This is a genomic window from Kluyvera intermedia (genome assembly GCF_021440345.1).
GTDB lineage: Bacteria > Pseudomonadota > Gammaproteobacteria > Enterobacterales > Enterobacteriaceae > Kluyvera > Kluyvera intermedia_A.
The window spans coordinates 22,810-45,184 of the sequence record NZ_JAKCNS010000060.1 but is presented as its reverse complement, the minus strand read 5'-3'; the positions used below and the strand labels follow the sequence as shown (position 1 = coordinate 45,184).

The 22,375-nt window shown below is 54.1% G+C and carries 22 protein-coding genes and 2 tRNA genes; 18 read left to right on the top strand and 6 right to left on the bottom strand.

Features of this window, described 5'->3' with window-relative positions; translation table 11 throughout:
* The first annotated feature begins 69 nt into the window (after window positions 1-69).
* Window positions 70-146: transfer RNA gene (locus tag LZ634_RS16935), tRNA-Asp, on the top strand.
* 63 nt (window positions 147-209) lie between these two features.
* Window positions 210-285 (top strand) — tRNA-Trp (locus LZ634_RS16930).
* Window positions 286-386: 101 nt separating this feature from the next.
* Here the strand turns inward: LZ634_RS16930 and hdfR are convergent.
* Complete coding sequence (gene hdfR, locus LZ634_RS16925) at window positions 387-1,205, bottom strand: HTH-type transcriptional regulator HdfR (protein WP_234507339.1); 819 nt, start codon at window positions 1,203-1,205, stop codon at window positions 387-389.
* Window positions 1,206-1,323: 118 nt separating this feature from the next.
* On the opposite strand from hdfR, the gene LZ634_RS16920 reads away from it, so the two are divergent.
* Window positions 1,324-1,662 carry a DUF413 domain-containing protein gene (locus tag LZ634_RS16920; RefSeq protein WP_061283982.1) on the top strand — a complete coding sequence of 113 codons (339 nt, stop codon included), beginning with the start codon at window positions 1,324-1,326 and terminating at the stop codon, window positions 1,660-1,662.
* A 24-nt stretch (window positions 1,663-1,686) separates the two neighbouring features.
* On the opposite strand, the gene LZ634_RS16915 is transcribed toward LZ634_RS16920, so the two are convergent.
* Complete coding sequence (locus LZ634_RS16915; RefSeq protein ID WP_234507337.1) at window positions 1,687-3,207, bottom strand: YifB family Mg chelatase-like AAA ATPase; 1,521 nt, start codon at window positions 3,205-3,207, stop codon at window positions 1,687-1,689.
* A gap of 353 nt (window positions 3,208-3,560) precedes the next feature.
* On the opposite strand from LZ634_RS16915, the gene ilvL reads away from it, so the two are divergent.
* The 14 genes from ilvL to LZ634_RS16845 all read left to right on the top strand — a co-directional run bounded on the left by ilvL (window position 3,561) and on the right by LZ634_RS16845 (window position 17,504).
* The gene (gene ilvL, locus LZ634_RS16910) at window positions 3,561-3,659 is read left to right on the top strand and encodes an ilv operon leader peptide (RefSeq protein ID WP_015966468.1); all 99 of its coding nucleotides are present in this window, start codon (window positions 3,561-3,563) and stop codon (window positions 3,657-3,659) included.
* Window positions 3,660-3,798: 139 nt separating this feature from the next.
* Window positions 3,799-5,445 carry an acetolactate synthase 2 catalytic subunit gene (gene ilvG, locus LZ634_RS16905; RefSeq protein WP_234507335.1) on the top strand — a complete coding sequence of 549 codons (1,647 nt, stop codon included), beginning with the start codon at window positions 3,799-3,801 and terminating at the stop codon, window positions 5,443-5,445.
* Window positions 5,442-5,708 (top strand): acetolactate synthase 2 small subunit, encoded by a 267-nt coding sequence (gene ilvM / locus LZ634_RS16900; RefSeq protein WP_234507333.1) that lies wholly within the window; start codon window positions 5,442-5,444, stop codon window positions 5,706-5,708. Before ilvG ends, ilvM begins: the two co-directional genes overlap by 4 nt.
* A gap of 17 nt (window positions 5,709-5,725) precedes the next feature.
* Window positions 5,726-6,655 carry a branched-chain amino acid transaminase gene (locus LZ634_RS16895; protein WP_234507331.1) on the top strand — a complete coding sequence of 310 codons (930 nt, stop codon included), beginning with the start codon at window positions 5,726-5,728 and terminating at the stop codon, window positions 6,653-6,655.
* 60 nt (window positions 6,656-6,715) lie between these two features.
* On the top strand, window positions 6,716-8,566 hold the full coding sequence (gene ilvD, locus LZ634_RS16890; protein WP_234507329.1) for a dihydroxy-acid dehydratase: 1,851 nt from the start codon (window positions 6,716-6,718) through the stop codon (window positions 8,564-8,566).
* 5 nt (window positions 8,567-8,571) lie between these two features.
* On the top strand, window positions 8,572-10,116 hold the full coding sequence (gene ilvA, locus LZ634_RS16885) for a threonine ammonia-lyase, biosynthetic (protein WP_234507326.1): 1,545 nt from the start codon (window positions 8,572-8,574) through the stop codon (window positions 10,114-10,116).
* 250 nt (window positions 10,117-10,366) lie between these two features.
* Entirely contained in the window at window positions 10,367-10,882 is a 516-nt protein-coding gene (locus LZ634_RS16880) for a PTS sugar transporter subunit IIA (protein WP_234507324.1), read from the top strand.
* A 1-nt stretch (window position 10,883) separates the two neighbouring features.
* Window positions 10,884-11,162 (top strand): PTS sugar transporter subunit IIB, encoded by a 279-nt coding sequence (locus LZ634_RS16875; protein WP_061283960.1) that lies wholly within the window; start codon window positions 10,884-10,886, stop codon window positions 11,160-11,162.
* 45 nt (window positions 11,163-11,207) lie between these two features.
* Window positions 11,208-12,611, top strand: coding sequence for a PTS galactitol transporter subunit IIC (locus LZ634_RS16870; RefSeq protein WP_061283958.1), 1,404 nt, complete (start codon window positions 11,208-11,210; stop codon window positions 12,609-12,611).
* 68 nt (window positions 12,612-12,679) lie between these two features.
* Window positions 12,680-14,743: a BglG family transcription antiterminator gene (locus LZ634_RS16865; RefSeq protein WP_234507322.1), complete on the top strand. Its 2,064-nt coding sequence runs from the start codon at window positions 12,680-12,682 to the stop codon at window positions 14,741-14,743.
* A 103-nt stretch (window positions 14,744-14,846) separates the two neighbouring features.
* Window positions 14,847-15,509: a class II aldolase/adducin family protein gene (locus tag LZ634_RS16860; RefSeq protein ID WP_234507320.1), complete on the top strand. Its 663-nt coding sequence runs from the start codon at window positions 14,847-14,849 to the stop codon at window positions 15,507-15,509.
* A 47-nt stretch (window positions 15,510-15,556) separates the two neighbouring features.
* The gene (locus LZ634_RS16855) at window positions 15,557-16,567 is read left to right on the top strand and encodes a dihydroxyacetone kinase subunit DhaK (protein ID WP_234507318.1); all 1,011 of its coding nucleotides are present in this window, start codon (window positions 15,557-15,559) and stop codon (window positions 16,565-16,567) included.
* Between the two features lie 9 nt (window positions 16,568-16,576).
* Entirely contained in the window at window positions 16,577-17,221 is a 645-nt protein-coding gene (locus tag LZ634_RS16850) for a dihydroxyacetone kinase family protein (protein WP_234507312.1), read from the top strand.
* A 16-nt stretch (window positions 17,222-17,237) separates the two neighbouring features.
* Window positions 17,238-17,504: an HPr family phosphocarrier protein gene (locus LZ634_RS16845; protein WP_061283947.1), complete on the top strand. Its 267-nt coding sequence runs from the start codon at window positions 17,238-17,240 to the stop codon at window positions 17,502-17,504.
* A 135-nt stretch (window positions 17,505-17,639) separates the two neighbouring features.
* Here the strand turns inward: LZ634_RS16845 and dhaL are convergent, their stop codons facing one another.
* The 3 genes from dhaL to ilvY all read right to left on the bottom strand — a co-directional run bounded on the left by dhaL (window position 17,640) and on the right by ilvY (window position 20,331).
* The gene (dhaL, locus tag LZ634_RS16840; RefSeq protein WP_234507310.1) at window positions 17,640-18,269 is read right to left on the bottom strand and encodes a dihydroxyacetone kinase subunit DhaL; all 630 of its coding nucleotides are present in this window, start codon (window positions 18,267-18,269) and stop codon (window positions 17,640-17,642) included.
* Window position 18,270: 1 nt separating this feature from the next.
* Window positions 18,271-19,275 carry a dihydroxyacetone kinase subunit DhaK gene (locus LZ634_RS16835; protein WP_234507307.1) on the bottom strand — a complete coding sequence of 335 codons (1,005 nt, stop codon included), beginning with the start codon at window positions 19,273-19,275 and terminating at the stop codon, window positions 18,271-18,273.
* A gap of 153 nt (window positions 19,276-19,428) precedes the next feature.
* The gene (ilvY, locus tag LZ634_RS16830) at window positions 19,429-20,331 is read right to left on the bottom strand and encodes an HTH-type transcriptional activator IlvY (RefSeq protein ID WP_234507306.1); all 903 of its coding nucleotides are present in this window, start codon (window positions 20,329-20,331) and stop codon (window positions 19,429-19,431) included.
* Window positions 20,332-20,484: 153 nt separating this feature from the next.
* Here ilvY and ilvC point away from each other — a divergent pair, with 153 nt between their 5' ends.
* Window positions 20,485-21,960, top strand: a complete 1,476-nt coding sequence (ilvC, locus tag LZ634_RS16825) for a ketol-acid reductoisomerase (RefSeq protein WP_234507304.1) — start codon at window positions 20,485-20,487, stop codon at window positions 21,958-21,960.
* An 88-nt stretch (window positions 21,961-22,048) separates the two neighbouring features.
* Here the strand turns inward: ilvC and ppiC are convergent, their stop codons facing one another.
* Window positions 22,049-22,330 (bottom strand): peptidylprolyl isomerase PpiC, encoded by a 282-nt coding sequence (gene ppiC / locus LZ634_RS16820; protein ID WP_052285532.1) that lies wholly within the window; start codon window positions 22,328-22,330, stop codon window positions 22,049-22,051.
* Window positions 22,331-22,375: the final 45 nt, after the last annotated feature.

Sequence of the window (22,375 nt, the reverse complement as noted above, 5' to 3'; positions counted from 1 at the left end):
GAACTGCCAGGCATCAAATTGCAGTAAACCGGGGTGACAACCGGTGGTAGTAAAGTAAAGAAATTCGGTGGAGCGGTAGTTCAGTCGGTTAGAATACCTGCCTGTCACGCAGGGGGTCGCGGGTTCGAGTCCCGTCCGTTCCGCCACTTATTTAAAATTAAGCCTGCTAAATTAGCAGGCTTAATGATAAGAAAAATTAAGAAAGATTTAGGGGCGTAGCTCAGTTGGTAGAGCACCGGTCTCCAAAACCGGGTGTCGCGAGTTCGAGTCTCTCCGCCCCTGCCATATATGATCCTTTGCTTCGGCAAAGGATTTTTTTTGTCTAAAATTTGCCTTCCTGAAAGGCCCAAAATATTTTCCTCTGGGCCAAAGATCTCTTCTGGTTTTTAAAAAACGTTATTTTTCAAAATGTCGCGAATTTGCACCTGTTTGTCGCTATTTTGCAGCCAAATTGCATATAAAGGACGTGAAATCGGTGAACCGTCGGTGACTGGATAAAGATCACTTTGCTCCAGCGCCCATGTAGTTGGCAACCAGGTGCAGCCTTTTAACGGCAGCAACTGACGACGGGCCAGGCTGGCAGAACTGGTGGTTAAAAGTGGAATATCGTCGCTGGCAATGAGCCCAGCCTCATGTTGCTGAAAATCCGCTCCCCACTCAAGGCGAAGATAATTGAGCTCCGATTTCACCGCTGTAGGCATAGCGCAGTACAGCTCGAGCGGGAAATGTCCTAACAGTTGGCTGCTGAACTCATCCATTTTTGGGGTTTCTGTCGTGATCAGCAGGTCAAGTTGGCGTTCATGCAGCTGTTTAACCAGCGACTGCCGCTGGGCTATCCGTGCTTCAAACTGCAGCGAATCGTCCGCCTGGTAAAGTCTGGCCAGCCATTCATTGAGCATACACTCCCATAGCGAAGCGCTCGCACCGATAGAAAATTCGTTGTGTCGTGAGGTATTTGCCACCTCTTTACGTGCCGCCTGCCAGGTGCTCATCAGCGTTTCGGCATAGGGAAGAAGCTTCTCCCCTGCTGCCGTGAGGCGGATGTTGTTACGATGGCGGGTGAACAGGTTTACCCCTAGCTGATTTTCTAACTGACGGATGCGAAAACTTACCGCAGATTGAGTCAGATAGAGCGCTTCCGCGGCCCGCCCAAAGTGGCGAGTTCTGCTCACTTCGAGGAAAGTTTTCAGCAATTCGGTATCCACAGCTTTCTCCGCAATTTTTTTTGTCGTAATGATTTAAATCTTTTGTTTTACACTCTGTCAAGCGTATCTAATACTCCGCGCCATAAATAGCTCGGCCAAAGAATTAGGAGCGTGTAGGATGGCGGAAAGCTTTACGACGACTAATCGTTTTTTCGATAATAAAAATTATCCGCGCGGGTTCTCTCGTCATGGTGATTTCACCATCAAAGAGGCACAACTGCTGGAGCGTTACGGCTTTGCCTATAACGAACTCGATCTCGGTAAGCGTGAGCCTGCGACCGAAGAGGAGCAGCAGTTCCTCGCGGTATGCCGCGGTGAACGTGAGCCGGTGACGGAAGCTGAACGCGTATGGCACAAGTATGTGACGCGCATTAAGCGTCCAAAGCGTTTCCATACACTGTCTGGCGGCAAGCCGCAGGTAGAAGGCGCTGAAGACTACACCGACAGCGACGATTAGTAAAAAGGGGCTTCGGCCCCTTTTTTATTGCAGCAAGGTTTGTAGATGTCGCAACATTCTGTCGATACCACGATAACTTAGCGCCTCCTGCAGATGATGCCGCACAATAGAATCGACTCCCTCCATATCCGCCAGCGTGCGTGAAACCTTTAACAGGCGCTGCCAGGCCCGTATCGAAAGTCCCAACTGCATTAACGTTTGCTCTAGCCAGAGTGCATCCTCATTGCTTAGCGCACAGTACAGCTTAATCTCACTGCTGCTCAGATGAGCATTAAGTTTATCCTGCCGGTCATACTGGCGATGTTGAGCGGCAATTACCCGGCTTTGGACCGTCAGACTACTTTCTCCTGGGCGAGGGGGTTGGCTCAGTAAACCTGGCGGCGGTAGTGGGATTTCCAAAGACAGATCGAAGCGGTCGAGAAATGGACCTGATAGACGATTCAGGTAGCGTAGAGTCTGCTCCGGCGTGCAGCGGTTGTGCTGCCCTTCATAGTGCCCTGTTGGGCTGGGATTCATGGCGGCAATCAACTGGAAGCGAGCTGGATACGTGATTTTTGCTCGCGCACGGGAGATGAGGATCTTGCCTGATTCAATCGGCTCTCGCAGTGCGTCCAGCACGCGGCGTTCAAACTCCGGTAGTTCGTCGAGAAACAAGATACCGTTATGGGCCAGTGAGATCTCACCGGGGACAGGTATCGATCCACCACCGACTATTGCCGCCAACGATGCGCTATGGTGTGGGGCACGAAAAGGACGACAGCGCCATTGAGTTCGTATATTGCAGGTATTTTCCAAGCTGATGATTGCCGCACTTTCTAGTGCTTCGCGATCGTTCAATGGTGGCAGTAATCCACACAATCGGCTGGCGAGCATTGTTTTTCCCGTGCCAGGAGGGCCTATCAGTAGCAAATTATGTCCTCCCGCAGCGGTGACTTCTAAAGCTCTTTTGCCCTGCTGTTGGCCGATGACGTCACTGAGATCTTCAACGTTCTCAACGGTAGGGGCATTTTCAGGTGGCGGTAAATGCAGAGCCTGCTTACCTTCAAGAAACGCGCAAACCTCAAGAAGATGGCTGGCAATCAGGCAGTCGCTGCCGCCCAATAGCCCAACCAGCGGTGCATTGTCCTCGGCAAGTATAATTTGCCGCCCAGCATTGATGGCCTCAATTGCGGCAGAAAGAGCCCCAGGAATGCCGCGTAGCACGCCCGTGAGCGCCAATTCTCCAACAAACTCATATTGCCCCAGTTTATGGCAGTTAAGCTGCTCAGAAGCCGCCAGGAGCGCAATAGCGATAGGTAAATCATATCGCCCCCCTTCTTTGGGAAGGTCGGCCGGCGCGAGATTAATGGTGATTTTCTTTGCGGGGAAGGTATATCCACTGTTGATGATGGCGCTACGTACGCGGTCTCGCGACTCTTTGACGGTGGTTTCGGGTAGCCCAACCATGACCAGACCGGGCAGGCCCTGACTAATATGTACTTCGATGGTAATGAGTGGGGCATTGATCCCCAGCGCAGCGCGCGTGTAGACAACAGATAGCGACATAAACCCTCCCAGGATGTTGGGATTATGTATGGATCGATTGTTGTATTAACTCGTCATTTTGCGTATTTACGCTACATGTTCGCGTTTTTTTGCTGTTTTTCATCATGTTGCATTGGTGCCGGAACCCCGTTCGCATTTTCCCGAATGACGCTCGACGATCTTCGCTGCGCCTGTTGCACGAATGCAAAAAGGTGAAATATTTTCATTTCATAATTTTTCTATATAAAACAAATTGCTTTAACAAATTCATTAGCATGATAAGCAATGGAGCCATAAAAAAAACTTGTGTAATTTGTGATGTCTGTGGTAACTCTGTAGGTATTCCTTCGAACAAGATGCAAGAACAAACAAAAATGAAAGCCCTTCTACGAGTGATTAGCCTGGTCGTGATTAGCGTGGTGGTGATTATTATCCCACCGTGCGGGGCTGCACTTGGACGAGGAAAGGCTTAGAAATCAAGCCTTAACGAACTAAGACCCCCGCACCGAAAGGTCCGGGGGTTTTTTTATGACTTAAAAACAATAACGAGGAACAGAAAATGGTTACTAGCATAAAATTCTGTTTCTTACGATCTACGGCGGGGAACTAACTATGAATGGCGCACAGTGGGTGGTACATGCGTTGCGAGCGCAGGGTGTTGAAACGGTATTTGGCTATCCGGGTGGTGCCATTATGCCGGTTTACGACGCGCTGTATGACGGCGGCGTAGAGCACCTGCTGTGTCGGCACGAGCAGGGGGCGGCAATGGCGGCTATCGGTTATGCCCGCGCTACCGGTAAAACCGGCGTTTGCATCGCCACGTCAGGTCCTGGTGCAACCAACCTGATCACCGGATTGGCCGATGCACTGCTCGACTCCGTGCCCGTTGTGGCCATCACCGGGCAGATTGCCGCACCGTTCATCGGGACGGATGCCTTCCAGGAAGTGGACGTTCTCGGTTTGTCGCTGGCCTGCACCAAACACAGTTTCCTGGTGCAATCCCTGGAAGAGCTGCCGCGCGTGATGGCAGAGGCGTTCCAGGTGGCAAACTCAGGCCGTCCTGGTCCGGTATTGGTCGATATCCCGAAAGACATCCAGATTGCGCAAGGCGACTTAGAACCGTATTTCTCGACGGTGGAAAGTCAGGATGATTTCCCGCATGGCGAAATGGCGCAGGCCAGGCAAATGCTGGCGCAGGCGGAAAAACCGATGCTGTACGTGGGCGGTGGTGTAGGGATGGCACAGGCGGTTCCGGCCCTGCGTGAGTTTATGGCGGCGACCCACATCCCAGCGACCTGTACCTTGAAAGGGTTAGGGGCGGTGCCTGCGGAATATCCGTACTACCTGGGCATGCTGGGCATGCACGGGGCCAAAGCAGCCAATCTGGCAGTTCAGGAGTGCGATCTGCTGATCGCTGTCGGCGCGCGCTTTGACGATCGCGTTACCGGTAAGCTCAACACTTTCGCCCCGCACGCCAAAGTTATCCATATGGATATCGATCCGGCTGAAATGAACAAACTGCGCCAGGTGCACGTTGCGTTGCAGGGGGACCTGAACGCGCTGCTGCCTGCGTTACAGCAGCCGCTGGCGATTGATGTCTGGTGCGAACATAGCGCAGCGATGCGCGCAGAGCACGCCTGGCGCTATGATCACCCGGGTGAAGCCATCTACGCCCCGCTGCTGCTCAAACAGCTGTCTGATAAAAAGCCTGCTGATAGCGTGGTGACCACCGACGTGGGTCAGCACCAAATGTGGTCGGCCCAACACATGACTTACACCCGTCCGGAGAACTTCATCACCTCCAGCGGCTTAGGCACCATGGGCTTTGGCTTACCGGCCGCCGTGGGAGCTCAGGTAGCGCGCCCAAACGATACGGTCATCTGTATCTCCGGTGACGGCTCCTTCATGATGAATGTACAGGAGCTGGGCACCGTAAAACGTAAGCAGTTGCCGCTGAAGATTGTATTACTCGACAACCAGCGGTTAGGGATGGTTCGACAATGGCAGCAGCTGTTCTTCCAGGAACGTTATAGCGAAACCACCCTGACCGATAACCCCGATTTCCTCACGTTGGCCAGTGCCTTTGGCATCCCCGGCCAACACATCACTCGTAAAGACCAGGTTGAAGCGGCACTCGACACCATGCTAACGAGCGAAGGCCCGTACCTGCTTCATGTCTCAATCGACGAACTTGAGAATGTCTGGCCACTGGTGCCGCCTGGCGCCAGCAACTCACAAATGCTGGAGAAATTATCATGATGCAACATCAGGTCAATGTGCAGGCCCGCTTCAACCCAGAAACCTTAGAACGCGTCTTACGTGTGGTACGTCACCGTGGTTTTCAAATTTGCTCAATGAATATGGAAACCGCAAACGACACCCAGAATATAAATATTGAGTTGACCGTTGCCAGCCAACGTCCGGTCGACTTACTGTTTAGCCAATTAAATAAACTGGTGGACGTGGCCTCGGTTGCCGTTCAGCAGTGTACAAGCACATCACAACAACAAATTCGCGCCTGAGCGCAATAGGAAGAGAAATGACGACGAAAAAAGCGGATTACATCTGGTTCAACGGTGAGATGGTACGTTGGGAAGAGGCAAAAGTGCACGTCATGTCCCACGCACTGCACTACGGCACCTCCGTCTTTGAAGGTATCCGTTGCTACGACTCTCACAAAGGCCCGGTTGTTTTCCGCCACCGCGAGCATATGCAGCGTCTGCGTGATTCCGCCAAAATCTATCGCTTCCCGGTCTCTCAGAGCGTTGATGAGCTGATGGAGGCCTGCCGCGCCGTACTGCGTAAAAATAACCTGACCAGCGCCTATATCCGTCCGCTGGTCTTCGTCGGTGACGTGGGTATGGGCGTTAACCCGCCGGATGGCTACACCACTGACGTGATCATCGCGGCGTTCCCGTGGGGTGCCTATCTGGGCGCTGAAGCGCTGGATCAGGGGATCGATGCAATGGTCTCTTCCTGGAACCGTGTTGCACCGAACACCATCCCAACTGCCGCGAAAGCGGGCGGTAACTACCTCTCTTCTCTGCTGGTAGGCAGCGAAGCGCGCCGTCATGGCTATCAGGAAGGTATTGCGCTGGACGTTAACGGCTACTTGTCTGAAGGCGCGGGTGAAAACCTGTTTGAAGTGAAAGATGGCATTCTTTTCACGCCACCGTTCACCTCTTCCGCACTGCCGGGTATCACCCGTGACGCCATTATTAAACTGGCGAAAGAGATTGGTATCGAAGTTCGCGAACAGGTGCTGTCCCGTGAATCCCTGTACCTGGCGGATGAAGTGTTTATGTCCGGCACCGCCGCTGAAATTACCCCGGTGCGCAGCGTTGATGGTATTCAGGTTGGCGAAGGCCGCTGTGGCCCGGTCACCAAACGTATTCAGCAAGCATTCTTTGGCCTCTTCACCGGTGAAACCGAAGATAAATGGGGCTGGTTGGATCAGGTTAATCAATAAGATAGAAATGGGGCGGCACGCACCGTCCCACTAACGAGACAGAGACTGGGAGTACAAAGCATGCCTAAATACCGTTCCGCCACCACCACCCACGGCCGCAATATGGCCGGCGCCCGTGCACTGTGGCGCGCCACCGGGATGACCGACGATGACTTCGGTAAACCAATTATCGCCGTCGTAAACTCGTTTACCCAGTTCGTGCCGGGCCACGTTCACCTGCGCGACCTTGGTAAACTGGTTGCAGAGCAAATCGAAGCCTCAGGCGGCGTGGCCAAAGAATTCAACACCATCGCTGTGGATGATGGTATCGCCATGGGCCACGGCGGCATGCTCTATTCGCTGCCGTCCCGCGAACTGATTGCCGACTCCGTCGAATACATGGTGAATGCCCACTGTGCCGATGCGATGGTCTGTATCTCCAACTGCGACAAAATCACCCCCGGGATGCTCATGGCCTCCCTGCGCCTGAACATCCCGGTAATTTTTGTTTCTGGCGGCCCAATGGAAGCCGGGAAAACCAAGCTGTCTGACAAGATTATCAAGCTCGACCTGGTCGATGCGATGATCCAGGGCGCTGACCCGAAAGTGTCTGACTCGCAGAGTGACCAGATTGAACGCTCAGCCTGCCCAACCTGCGGCTCCTGTTCCGGCATGTTCACCGCCAACTCGATGAACTGCCTGACTGAAGCGCTGGGTCTGTCACAGCCGGGCAACGGCTCACTGCTGGCAACGCATGCTGACCGTAAAGAGCTGTTCCTCACCGCTGGTCAGCGCATCGTTGAGCTGACCAAACGTTACTACGAGCAGGATGACGCGAGCGCACTGCCGCGTAATATCGCCAATAAGTCGGCGTTTGAAAACGCCATGACTTTAGATATCGCCATGGGCGGTTCCACCAACACCGTTCTGCACCTGCTGGCCGCGGCGCAGGAAGCGGAAATCGACTTCACGATGAGTGATATCGACAAGCTGTCACGCAAAGTGCCGCAGCTGTGTAAAGTGGCGCCGAGTACGCAGAAATACCATATGGAAGATGTTCACCGTGCGGGCGGCGTGCTGGGAATTTTAGGCGAACTGGATCGCGCTGAGCTGCTGAACCGCGACGTGAAAAACGTCCTGGGGCTGACGCTACCGCAAACGCTGGGTCGCTACGATGTGATGCTGACTCAAGATGAAGCGGTGAAAAAAATGTTCCGCGCAGGCCCGGCGGGTATCCGTACTACCCAGGCCTTCTCGCAGGATTGCCGCTGGGACACGCTGGATGACGATCGCGCTGAAGGCTGTATCCGCTCGCTGGAACACGCCTACAGCAAAGACGGTGGTCTGGCGGTGCTGTACGGCAACTTCGCGGAAAATGGCTGTATCGTTAAAACTGCTGGCGTAGATGACAGCATCCTCAAATTTACCGGTCCGGCCAAGGTGTACGAAAGCCAGGACGAAGCGGTAGACGCTATTCTTGGCGGCAAAGTGGTTGCAGGCGACGTGGTGGTGATTCGCTACGAAGGGCCGAAAGGCGGGCCGGGCATGCAGGAAATGCTCTATCCGACCACCTTCCTGAAATCCATGGGCTTGGGTAAAGCCTGTGCGCTGGTCACCGACGGTCGTTTCTCCGGCGGGACTTCCGGTTTGTCCATCGGCCACGTTTCCCCGGAAGCGGCTAGCGGCGGCAACATTGCGATTATCGAAGATGGCGACATGATTGCTATCGACATCCCGAACCGTGGCATTCAGCTGCAGTTGAGCGATGCGGAAATCGCTGCGCGCCGTGAAGCGCAGGAAGCTCGCGGTGATAAAGCCTGGACGCCGAAAGACCGTCAACGTCAGGTCTCCTTTGCCCTTCGCGCCTATGCCAGCCTGGCAACCAGCGCCGACAAAGGTGCGGTACGCGATAAATCCAAGCTGGGAGGTTAACCACCATGGCGGACTCGCAACCCCTATCTGGTACCCCTGAGGGTGCCGAGTATCTCAGAGCGGTGCTACGCGCACCGGTCTACGAAGCGGTACAGGTGACGCCGCTACAGAAAATGGACAAGCTCTCTTCGCGCCTTGATAACGTTATCCTGGTCAAACGCGAAGACCGCCAGCCGGTGCACAGCTTCAAGCTGCGCGGCGCTTACGCGATGATGGCGGGTTTAACCCCCGAGCAGAAGTCGCACGGGGTGATCACCGCCTCCGCAGGTAACCATGCGCAGGGCGTAGCCTTCTCCGCGTCCCGCCTGGGGGTGAAAGCGCTGATCGTAATGCCGGTTGCCACGGCGGATATCAAAGTTGATGCCGTCCGCGGTTTCGGCGGCGAAGTTCTGCTGTACGGCGCCAACTTTGATGAAGCCAAGGCCAAAGCGATTGAACTGTCGCAGCAGCAGGGCTTTACCTGGGTTCCGCCATTTGACCACCCGATGGTGATTGCCGGGCAGGGCACGCTGGCGCTGGAGCTACTTCAGCAGGATGCCCATCTTGACCGGGTTTTTGTGCCGGTCGGCGGCGGTGGCCTGGCGGCGGGCGTGGCGGTGCTGATCAAACAGCTGATGCCGCAAATCAAAGTGATCGCCGTAGAAGCTGAAGATTCTGCCTGCCTGAAGGCGGCGCTGGATGCGGGCCATCCGGTGGATTTACCGCGCGTTGGGCTGTTTGCCGAAGGCGTCGCGGTGAAACGCATCGGTGATGAAACGTTCCGCCTCTGTCAGGAGTATCTCGACGACATTATTACCGTCGATAGCGACGCTATCTGCGCCGCGATGAAAGACCTGTTCGAAGATGTGCGTGCGGTGGCTGAACCTTCAGGCGCCCTGGCGCTGGCGGGGATGAAGAAATACATCGCTCAACACGATATTCAGGGCGAGCGTCTGGCGCATGTGCTTTCGGGTGCCAACGTCAACTTCCACGGCTTGCGCTACGTGTCTGAACGCTGCGAGCTGGGCGAACAGCGTGAAGCGCTGCTGGCGGTGACCATTCCGGAAGAAAAGGGCAGCTTCCTGAAGTTCTGCCAGCTGCTGGGTGGCCGCTCGGTGACCGAGTTTAACTATCGCTACGCCAATGACAAAAATGCCTGCATCTTTGTTGGTGTACGCTTGAGTCGTGGGCTGGAAGAGCGAAAAGAGATCCTTCAGCTGCTCAACGAGGGTGGCTATAGCGTGGTGGATCTGTCCGACGATGAGATGGCGAAGCTGCACGTTCGCTACATGGTGGGCGGCCGTCCGTCGCAGCCGCTGCAGGAGCGTTTGTACAGCTTCGAATTCCCGGAGTCTCCGGGAGCGTTGCTGAAATTCCTGCACACCTTAGGCACGCACTGGAATATCTCGCTGTTCCACTATCGTAGCCACGGTACCGACTACGGTCGCGTGCTGGCGGCGTTTGAGCTGGGCGACAACGAGCCGGACTTCGAAACCCGGCTCAATGAACTGGGCTACGATTGCCATAACGAGACCCACAATCCGGCGTTCCGCTTCTTCCTCGCGGGCTAATGCCTCCTGAATAAGGGATAACCCGGCCGGGTTATCCCTTATTTTTTTCTTCTATTTACCTCTCCTGCAGTTACCTATTTTCCTAATCTGCCGAACTCTACGACAAAAATGTGATGCCATTCATAATAAAACGCTCACCGCGTTGCGCCAGGCCACGAACATCTTTTGGGGGCAATACTTGTCGCTCAGCCATCGGCCCTGAATTAATATTGTCTCCAGTTAATTCTTAATGCCTGGAGAGGATATTCGGATGAGAGCGAATATAATTGATGCCCCGAATGAAAATGCGCAAGGATGTGAATATTTTCTGCCTCAGCTCACATTTCTTGATCAGCATTATGTCAGCGCCACGGATTATTTTTCTTCGATTTTTTTGCAACTTAAAGAACAGGGCTTCGTGCGGAGTTCGTTTCTTGAGGCGATCGTCGCGCGAGAAAAAGCGTATCCCACCGGTTTACCCACGTTGCCGGTGGCAATAGCCCTGCCACACACCGATCCCCAACATGTGATTCGCCCCTTCATATCTGTGACGCGCCTGGCGCAGCCCCTTGCCTGGCATGAGATGGGCAATGACGATAATACGCTTTACGTCCACTTTATTGTTTTACTGGGTTTTGTTGACCATAACAGCCACCTGACGGCATTGCAAAAGCTGATGGACTGTCTTGCAGATGAAGACGTTGTTCAAACGCTACGTGAAATAAACGATCGAGATACTTTTCTCAGTACCTTCACATCAAGACTGCAATTAGATAAGGATTTATAAGATGAAAAAAGTCATTGTTGCCTGTGGAAGCGGCGTTGCAACTTCGCAAACAGTTGCCAGTAAGGTTTCCCGCTTATTGAATGAACGTAATCAGTCACATATTAAAGTTGAAGTTATCGACCTGAAATCTCTTGATAGCCATATTAAAGATAGCGCAGCCTATATCGCCATCACTAAAGTTGATAAGCAATATCCTATCCCGGTGATTAATGGAATTGCTTTTCTAACCGGTATGGGTATGGAGCAAGAATTACAAAAGGTCATTGATGCCTGTAAATAAGGTGTAGCTCTTTAATCCGTATAATTATTTTAGTGGAGAAGTGCTATGGACTTTCTTGGTGTAGTCATAAATTACATTCTAAATTTAGGCGCGCCGGTTTTTGTGCCTTTCATCATGTTATTAGCCGGGCTGGTGGTGCGAATGAAATTCCGCGACGCCGCATCGGCTGCTATCACCCTCGGCGTGGCATTCGTGGGGATGAGCATGCTGATAGGCTTCATGGTGGATGCTATCGGCGTGGCAGCCCAAACCATGATGCAGCGTACCGGGCTTGAACTGAGCATCGTCGACGGCGGCTGGACGACGATGGCGAACATTTCCTGGGCCTGGCCTTACGCCTTTGCCATGTTCCCCCTTCAGGTTGGCGTGAACATTGTGATGTTGATGCTGAACAAAACCAACACCTTCAACGCGGATCTGTGGAACGTTTGGGGGAAAATCTTTACCGCGTTTATTGTGGTGAGCGTCACCACCCCATTGTTTGGCCCCGCCTGGAGTCTGGCGCTGGCGTTCCTGGTTGCGGCCTTCCAGATCATTATGGAGCTGAACGCGGGCGATATTCACCAGCATCGAATCGAGAAACTCACCGGTATTCCCGGCGTAACCTGTACCCACCGTATGGTGTTCTTTGGTGCCATTTACTACCCGTTCGATTTACTGCTGCGCAAAATCCCGGTGTGCAATAAACCCATGGATGCGACGGCGCTTCGCGCGAAGGTCGGCGTCTTTGCGGAAAACCATATCATCGGCTTTATTCTTGGGATCCTGTTTGGCGTTATCGCCGGCTATAGCGTAGCGAAAACGCTGATGCTGGGTGTACAGGCTTCTACGGCGCTGGTGCTGTTCCCGATGATTTCGAAGCTCTTTATGCAGGCGCTGTCGCCAATCTCTGAGGCGATAAGCGACTACATGAACAAGAAATTCTCAGGGCGGAAGCTGTTTGTGGGTATCGACTGGCCGTTCATGGGCGGTGCCAGTGAGATCTGGTTCGCCATTATCGTCGCCATTCCGTTCACTTTGATTTGGGCATTGATTCTGCCGGGCAACAAGATTTTACCTTTCGCCGGCATCATTAATATTGCCCTGATTGTCCCGGCTTACCTGGTCACCCGCGGTAACACGCTGCGGATGGTGATTTTGAGCATTATTGGTGTGCCATTCTTCCTATTCGTTGGGACACAATTTGCGCCGATGATTACCGAACTGGGGCTGGCAACGAAGGCGATAACCATTCCAGCGGGCCAGCTGATTTCCAATAGCTCGATCGACGCCCCGGTATTTACCTACGCCTTCTCCTTCCTGTTCAAGTTCCTGGAAGGTGACCTTATTCCGCTACTGTTTGCGGTCTGGTGGGCGTGCGGTTACTTCTTCTACTCACGTGAATTGCGCCGCGAAAGCAGCCTGGCGCAACAGGAAGCTGGTCAGCAGGAGAATGCCCAGCAAGCGTAACGCTGAAATCGACGTTTATCTCTGGCGGCCGCTACCGCCGCCAGATTTTTCATCGCAGGAGAGTCGGTATGGCTATGGATAAACGCGTGGTCGCAGTGCTGGATGCGATTGTGAACGACCCCAGTATGACGGGGGCGAAGCTCGAAGAGCAGTTTTGCCTGACGCGTAAGCAGCTGAGCTATACGCTGAAAAAAGTGAATGACTATCTGGAATCGAATCACTTCGATCCTATCAATCGCCTGAAGACCGGGAAGCTCCACATCTCACGCCATGTGGTGGAGCATTTTCGCCAGAATCAGACGGCAGAATCGGAGCAGCGTTATCTTTTCTCGGAAGAGGAACGCGGGCAGATGATTATCTTTATGCTGCTGACGCGCAGTGAAAGATTGTCGTTGCTGCATCTATCATCATCGCTAGGGGTGAGTCAGAACACGATTATCAACGATCTGAAAAAGGTGCGCGGCGAGGTTATCGAACACGGGTTAGAGATCAACTATGACCGGGGCAACGGTTACCATATCCTTGGCGAAGAGCTTGAGAAGCGCTATTTACTATTAAGCTGTCTGCGACGGGTATTGGAAATTCCGGTCGCGAAAAATATTATTGCCCAATATAACAACGTGATGAGCGAACATCTTGAAACGGTGGGTAATATTTTTAGCGAAATTGAAAAGCGTTTTAAAATTCAATTTACCGACCGCCAGCTCCAGGAGCTCATTTATTTCATCTGTTTTGTTTTGCACCGTATTGAATCGGGTAAGAATCTGGTCACTATTCCAGACAGCTACGCCGATATTATCCGCAGCAGGGAGTTTACCCTGATGCAAAGCGTTATCAGTAAAATCAATATCAGCAGTGAAAATGAACTGGTTTTCCTGACAGCACTGATCCAGAGCTCGAATATTCAGAGCATTGCCGATAAATATTTCCATCTTGATACCCTGCTGCTGGAAAGCGTGGTGGCGGTGGTCGATAGTTTTGAAAAGATAAGCTGCGTCACTATTAAAGAAAAAAATGAGCTGATCGAAAAAATCTATCAGCACTGGAAGCCGGCCTATTACCGCATTCGTTATCATCTGGCCAACACCAGCAGCGCGTATGACCTGGTGGTCAAAGAGTTTAGCCATCTGCATGAGATGGTGCGCCGGGCGGCGCTGCCATTCGAGACCTTATTGCACTGTGAAATCCCGGATGAAGAAATGGCTTTTCTGACGGTGCTATTTGGCGGTTGGCTGACGCGAGAAGGGGTTATTCATCAGATAAAATTGCAGAAAACGGCCGTCGTGGTGTGTGAAAACAGCGCGACCATTTCAACCTATCTGTATCTGACGCTGCAGGTGTTATTCCCGGAGCTGCACTTCACACAGATGCTGTCCCGCCGCGAGTTTGAGCGCTTCACCGGGCATTATGATGTGGTTTTTGCCACCACTCATCTTAATACCAGCAAGATGGTGTTTGTGGTAAACCCGTCGATTGGCAGCATTCATAAAAGCGCTTTCCGTAACCACGTCATCAGTGCGCTCCAGGGCGTGGATCCGAATATCATCCAGATTGAACAGCTGCTGCTGATCTTCGAGCGCTTCGGCAACATCGTCGATCACCAGGGGCTACAGCGAGCGCTCGCCAGCTATATCTATGCGGAAAATAGCCCCGCCAGCTCGGTGGGAAGCTTTGAACCGCCGACGCCATCGCTGATTGATTTACTGGGGAAAGCGCATGTCCAGTTTGCCGCAGAGCTGCCGGGTTCATGGCAGCAGGCAATTACCCAGGCGTCGGCTTCATTGTTGCAAAGCGGGGTCATCGAACCGCGCTACGTGAAAATTATGCTCAACAAAATCGCCGAGGAGCAGCCCTATATCATGCTGGCAGATGGCGTCATTATTGCGCATGCGGGCGTGGACGACGGCGCGCTGGATACCGGGATGGCGTTATTACGTCTGCCTTATAAAATTGCTTTTGCCGATTATATGCAGGCCGACATTATTATCGTTCTCGCAACTCATAATCCACAAAAACACTTAAAAGCATTGGCCCAATTAAATGAATTTCTTGAGTTCTATGATGGTGGCAACGTTATTCGTCGGGCGCAGGATGAGTCTGCGCTAATAAACGAAATCACCCGTCATATTTAAATATTAATTCAATGTCGTTGCAGCTTATACGCTGCAACGTTATTTCACGGCAATAACTGTCGCGACCGCGTTCGCCCTTACCACCGTATACAGGATAAATATTATGTTAGAGATTCAGAAAAAACACGTTGTTGAAATGGCCAGAACCGCTCAGCAGTGGGGGTTATGTAAACATAAAGCCGGTAATTCCAGCGTACGGGATAAAGAGACAGGGCTTATTCTGGTGACCCCAACCACTGTCGATAAAATGCATTTAACGCCGCGGGATATTGTGGTGATGGACGTTGAAGCGAACGTTATTGAAAGCGAGGCCGGCCTGCGTCCAACCAGCGAATGTCTGATGCACATCGAGATTTATAAAGCGCGTCCGGATATTTTTGCCATCTCTCACACCCACTCGCTCTATGCCACTTCGTTTGCCGTACTGAATAAGCCGATCCCAGCGGTGGTGTATGAGTGTGCAATCCTAAATCTCAAAGATGGGGTGATCCCCGTTGCGCCGTATGGCCGGCCCGGCACGCCAGCGCTGTCGGACAGCGTTATCGAGCCGATTAAACGCGCTGATGCCATCCTGATGGAAAAGCATGGCGCGATTGGCGTGGATAAAGACCCGTACGAAGCGGTACTGAAATCCGCCTACCTTGAGGAGATGGCGCAGATTTACTACCACGCGCTGATGATTAATGGCGGTAAAGAGCCGGAATCCTTTACCCCGGAAGAGCTGCAGCGCTGGGAATATCCTTCACAGATTAAGTTTGCCCGCTAATACCCCAACGCCCCGCCCGATTGGGCGGGTATTCATGGAGAGAACGCATGAAAAAGTTTATTAATCAGGCGGAGAATTTTATCCCGGAGATGCTGGATGGCATCTATCTGGCTCACCCCGACCGCTTTCGCTTCGTCAACGATGATCTGCACTGCTTAGCTACCGCGCGCCCGGTACCGGGGAAAGTCGGGATCGTCACCGGCGGTGGTTCCGGCCATTTGCCGCTGTTCCTGGGGTATGTGGGTGAAGGGATGCTTGACGGCTGCGCCATCGGCGATGTGTTTCAGTCGCCGTCGCCGGAGCAAATTCTGGCAGTCACCCAGGCCGTCGATAGCGGCGCTGGCGTGCTGTATCTCTACGGCAACTACAACGGTGATATTTTCAATTTTGATATGGCGGCAGAAATGGCCGACATGGAGAGCGACATCCGTACCTGTACCGTGGTGGCCGCAGATGACTCGGCCGGTGCCGCACCGGGCGATGGCGTGACCACAAGGCGTGGTGTGGCGGGGATTTTCTTCGTCTACAAATGCGCTGGCGCATCGGCCGCGAGAATGGATGACCTGGAGACCGTGCAGCGCATTGCCCGCAAAGCTGGAGGCCGCGTGCGCACGCTTGGCGTGGCGTTATCGCCCTGCATTGTGCCGCGGATCGGTAAACCGGGATTCCATATCGGCGACAACGAAATGGAAATTGGTATGGGGATCCACGGGGAAAGCGGAATTCGGCGCGGTCCTCAGTTAAGTGCAGAGCAGATTGCCGAAGAGATGATGTCATGGCTGCTGGCGGATTCGCCCTGTCAGCTGGGAGACGACGTGGCGGTGTTGATTAACGGCCTGGGTGCCACGCCGCTGGAGGAGCTGTACCTGATGTATCGCCACGTTCACCAGATTCTGGCAGAGAGCGGCATTCGCGTTTTCCGCGTGTGGGTGGGTGAGTTCGCCACGGCCATGGAGATGACCGGCATGTCGATTAGTCTGATGCCGGTGGACAGTGAACTGAAGGCGTTACTGAATGCCGGAGCCGATACGCCAATGTTCCGCCAGTTTCCCGCTTAAGGAGGCTCTATGACGCTAGATACGCAGAAACTACGCCCGCTTTTTGCCGAATGGGCCCGCGTGATGCAGGACAATAAACCGATGCTGACTGAACTGGATAGCGTGGTGGGTGATGGCGATCTGGGGCTGACCATGAGCGACGGTTTTGCGGCGGCGAACGATGCGGTACAGCACAGCGAAGAGCGCGATATTGGGCGATTTTTTTATCTTGCGGGCAAAGCGATGGCCTCGGCAGTGCCCTCCACCATGGGCACACTGATGGCGTCCGGGCTGATGCAGGCGGGTAAGATTTTTAAAGGGCGCACGACGCTAGTGACGGAGGATGCCGGCGCATTCTTTCAGGCGTGGTATGACGGCGTTCAGCAGCGCGGCAAGGCGCAGCCCGGTGAAAAGACCTTTCTCGACGGTATGGCACCAGCGCTGGTGGCACTAAAAAAATCGGCGACAACGCCGCTGGTTCAGGCGCGAGAGGCGCTGCACCAGGCGCAATGGGGCGTACAGCAGACGACAACGATGGTGGCAAAACATGGGCGGGCTGCTATCCACGGCGAGCGTTCACGAACGTTTGTTGACCCCGGCGCGATGGTCGCCCAGCTCTTGATTCAGGGCTATTTTCATTTCATTCAGGCTATTTGTCCGGCCGACGGGCAGTGAAAAAGGAAGCGTAATTATGTTGAAAGAGGTTGTCAGGATCAGCAATCAGCACGGTATTCATGCGCGCCCGGCCGGTGTGCTGGCGAAAGCCTGTGCCCAGTATCAGTCGCGGATCGAGATGATCTATGAGGGTAAGGTTATCAAGGGTAAAAGCATCATGAGTATTTTAGGTGCGGGGATCAAAGGTCGGGGATCGCTTGAGATCATTTGCAGCGGCAGCGATGAGCAAGAAGCGATGGCGAAGCTGAAAGTGCTGTTCGCTGATGGATTTGGCTTTGATTAACCGGCCATGAATGGTGCCCTTTGAACGTCGGCCGGATAAGCTTACCGCTATCCGGCATTTTTTTAAAAACGGCTAAACCCTCAGGCAATAAAAAACCCGGCAGCCACAGCACCGGGTTTTTTATTGCCTGATCTTTTATGCCGGGTTCGCGAACTCAGACATAAACTGCAGAATTAACGCCATGGACACCGCCCCCGGATCGCAATGACCGATTGCTCGTTCCCCGAGATTTTTGGCGCGGCCAAAACGGGCGATCATCGTGCTGGTACCTTCTGCGCCGGCCATCGCAGCTTGTGCACAATGCGCGAGGGCAGTCGGCAGCGGGAGTGCCGCATCGGCCTTGGCCTGCAACGCGGCGGCAGCCAGCGCATCGACCATGGTCTTATCGCCGGGTTCTGCACCTCCGCGCTGGTGGATAGCGGTCATGCCAATTTCCAGCCACTCGGCAAGCGTTGCCGCATCGAACTGCTCCCGCCCTGCAAGGGCTTTGCCGCCGGCGCGGAAAAGCGTGCCAAAAATAGCGCCGGATGCACCGCCCATGCTGGTCATTAATCGGGTGCCGCTTTGCAGCAGGCACTCGCCGATATCCGCAGGAGCAAACTCAGCGGAAGAGAGCAGCGTGTGCAGCGCGGTAAAGCCGCGTTTAATACCGATACCGTGGTCGCCATCGCCAATGACCTGGTCAAGTGCGGTCAGGCGGGGTTCGCTGGCGATCATGCCTTCCGACACATATCGCAGGCAGGCCGTGAATTGAGGTGTCTGCATCTTATTTTCTCCAGCCGAGAGTGTTGATGGGGTAGTCGTACAGGCGCTGCATCTCGTCATCCAGCCGCAGCATGCTTAGCGAGAAGCCGGACATTTCCAGCGAGGTACAGAAGTGACCAACCTGCACGTCATAGGTGTGGATCCCGCGGGCTTTCAGCGACAGTCCGACCTTGCGAGTCACCACCATCAGTTCGCTATTGCTGAGCGACCCCAGGTTATTCACGCTGACGCAAACTTTATCGCCCTGGCCAAAGGGCAGGTCGGCGCACAGGCGCTCGATCATCATCTCGACCAGTTCATCCGTTTGCGGCAAAGGAATGCGGCACAGTCCCGGCTCACCGTGGATGCCGATGCCGAGCTCAATTTCGTTGTCGGCGAGCGTAAAGTTAAAGGCATCTGACTGCGGCAGCGCGCAGCCGCTGAGCGCTACGCCGATGGTGCGGGTATGGTGATTGGCCTTTTTCGCTAGCGCTTCGAGCGCAGGCAGCGTGTAGTGCTCGAACTGTGCTGCGGCGCCGGCCAGCTTGTATAAAAATGCCAGGCCGCCAACGCCCCGACGGTCAGACATTTTCTCAGGCGGTGCAGACGCAATATCATCGGTGGCGCGAACGGTACGGCATTCAATGCCTTCTTCGGCAAGGATTTCCGCGGCGATATCGAAGTTCATCCCGTCGCCGGAGTAATTACCGTAGAGAAAAAGTACGCCATTTCCCCGGTGAACGGCGCGGCTGGCCTCGATAATCTGGTCAGGCGAGGGGGAGGTAAAGACTTCGCCGAGCGCACAGGCGTCGATACCGCCTTCACCGACGAACCCGGCAAAGGTGGGTTCGTGGCCGCTGCCGCCGCCGCTGACGATCACCGTCTGCTCATCCTGCGGCATGGTGCGGTAAACCGCGCAGTACTCCGGCAGGGCGTGGACTTTGCCCATCCCGGCGTACACCAGCCCCTCCATGATTTCAGTGCGAATATTATCGGTGTTGTTGAAGATCTTTTTGGGTTTCTGCATCGTCACTCCCTCTCGTAAGGTACTGTTTCTTTAGTGACGATTTTACCTGCGCGGCCTGTTTATACCTGGCACCTTTGATACCAATTAATCTCCCGGGAAAGGGGCATGGCTGGGGGAAGGGAAAACGGCCCTCCGTGATGGGAGGGCGCAGGGCTAGTCGGTAATTTTGCGCTCCAGAACAATGCGCCAGAAGGCATCCACCAAGGGTTCGCTGAGCCGTTTTTTCTGTACGCAAACGCCGAGCTCAAACGGCGTCTTTTCGTCGCTGCGTTCCAGAATCATCACGCGGTTGCGCACGGGTTCGGGGCTGTTTTCCAACACCACTTCCGGCAGCAGCGCCACGCCGCAGCCCAGCGCCACCATCGAAACCATCGCCTCATGGCCGCCAACGGTGGCGTAAATTGAGGGATTACTGATTTTATGGCGGCGGAACCACAGCTCAATGCGGCGACGCACCGGGCCCTGATCGGCCATGATGAACGGTACCGTCGACCAGTCCGGGTTTTCGGTAGAAACCTGATTACGCACCGGGCAGGGTAACGCCGGAGCAATCAGCACCACCGCCAAATTTTCCAGCATCGAGAACGCCACCGCACCCGGCAGCGTTTCTGGCTTACCGGCAATTGCCAGGTCGGCTTCGCCCGTGACGACCTTATCCATCGCATCGGCGGCGTCACCGGTGGTGAGCTTGATCTCAACCGACGGATGTTCAGCACGGAAACGATCGAGAATCGGTGGCAGATGGCTGTAGGCGGCGGTGACGGAGCAGAAAATATGTAGCTCCCCCGACAGCGATGGCCCCTGCTGGTCGAGGGTATGACGCAGTTGCTGATATTGCAGCAGCGTCTGCTGGGCGAAAACGCGCAGCTCTTCACCAGCCTCGGTGAGAGTGACCGTGCGGTTATCGCGCACAAACAGCGGCTGGCCGAGGTCCTCCTCCAGCCGCTGAATCTGCCGGGAAAGCGTGGAGGGGCTGACGTGCATTGCCCGGGCGCTGCGGCCAAAATGGCGGCTTTCCGCCAGATGCAGGAAGGTTTTTAGATCGCGTAAATCCACAGATCGCACTCCACGATTTTACGTTGCACAAATTGCAACGTGACGTTGTGAATATATCAATTTCCGCAATAAATTTCCTGTTGTAATGTGGTTTCAATCTCGCAAAACGCGAACCGAACAATAAGACAGTACAACATCACGGAGCACATCATCATGGCTAACTACTTTAATACACTGAACCTGCGCCAGCAGCTGGCACAGCTGGGCAAATGTCGCTTTATGGGCCGCGACGAATTCGCCGATGGCGCAAGCTACCTTCAGGGTAAAAAAGTGGTCATCGTCGGCTGTGGCGCTCAGGGTCTGAACCAGGGCCTGAACATGCGTGACTCCGGTCTGGATATCGCTTACGCCCTGCGTAACGAAGCGATTGCTGAAAAACGCGCTTCCTGGCGTAAAGCGACCGAGAACGGCTTCAAAGTGGGGACCTACGAAGAGCTGATCCCGCAGGCTGACCTCGTTGTTAACCTGACGCCAGACAAACAGCACTCCGACGTTGTACGTTCCGTACAGCCGCTGATGAAAGACGGCGCGGCGCTGGGCTACTCTCACGGTTTTAACATCGTTGAAGTGGGCGAGCAGATCCGTAAAGACATCACCGTAGTGATGGTGGCGCCGAAGTGCCCAGGTACCGAAGTACGTGAAGAGTACAAACGTGGTTTCGGTGTGCCAACCCTGATTGCGGTTCACCCGGAAAACGATCCGAAAGGCGAAGGCATGGCGATTGCCAAAGCCTGGGCCGCAGCAACCGGCGGTCACCGCGCGGGCGTTCTGGAATCTTCCTTCGTGGCAGAAGTGAAATCTGACCTGATGGGTGAGCAGACTATCCTGTGCGGTATGCTGCAGGCCGGTTCTCTGCTGTGCTTCGATAAACTGGTTCAGGAAGGCACTGACCCAGCATATGCAGAAAAACTGATTCAGTTCGGCTGGGAAACCATTACCGAAGCGCTGAAGCAGGGTGGCATCACCCTGATGATGGACCGCCTGTCCAACCCGGCGAAACTGCGTGCTTACGCGCTGTCCGAACAGCTGAAAGAGATCATGGCGCCGCTGTTCCAGAAACACATGGATGACATCATCTCCGGCGAATTCTCCTCCGGCATGATGGCTGACTGGGCCAACGACGATAAGAAACTGCTGGGCTGGCGTGAAGAAACCGGTAAAACCGCGTTTGAAACGGCTGCACAGTTTGACGGTAAAATCGGTGAGCAGGAGTACTTCGATAAAGGCGTACTGATGATCGCGATGGTGAAAGCGGGCGTTGAGCTGGCGTTCGAAACCATGGTGGATTCCGGCATCATCGAAGAGTCTGCTTACTACGAATCACTGCACGAACTGCCGCTGATTGCCAACACCATCGCCCGTAAGCGTCTGTACGAAATGAACGTGGTTATCTCTGATACCGCGGAATATGGTAACTACCTGTTCTCTTACGCTTGTGTACCGCTGCTGAAAGAGTTCATGACCACGCTGCAGACCGGCGACTTGGGCAAAGCGATTGCCGAAGGTGCGGTAGACAACGCCCAGCTGCGTGACGTGAACGAAGCCATTCGCGGCCACGAGATCGAGAAAGTAGGTAAAAAACTGCGTGGCTACATGACCGATATGAAACGTATCGCTGTTGCTGGCTAAGCGTGGGCCTGAGGCCCCCGCTCTGACTCTCTCCCACGGGAGAGAGTGCAATAACGAAAAAGCCTTCCGATGGGAAGGCTTTTGCAATTTAGTTCCGGTACAGCACTTTAATGATGTGGTAACCGAACTGCGTGTGCAGCGGGCCGGTTGGCTCCAGCACCGGGCAGGAGAACACCACTTTATCGAACGCCGGTACCATCTGGCCCTGACGGAATTCACCCAGGTGACCGCCTTTCTTACCTGATGGGCAGGTAGAGTGCTTCTTCGCCAGCTTCTCAAAGTCGGCGCCGTTTTTAATCTGCTCCAGAAGATCCAGTGCCAGTTGTTCTTCTTTTACAAGGATATGCAGTGCTGCAGCTGTTTTAGCCATGATTGTGCCTTTAAATGGGGAGATATCAGGCTGGCGATTTTAGCA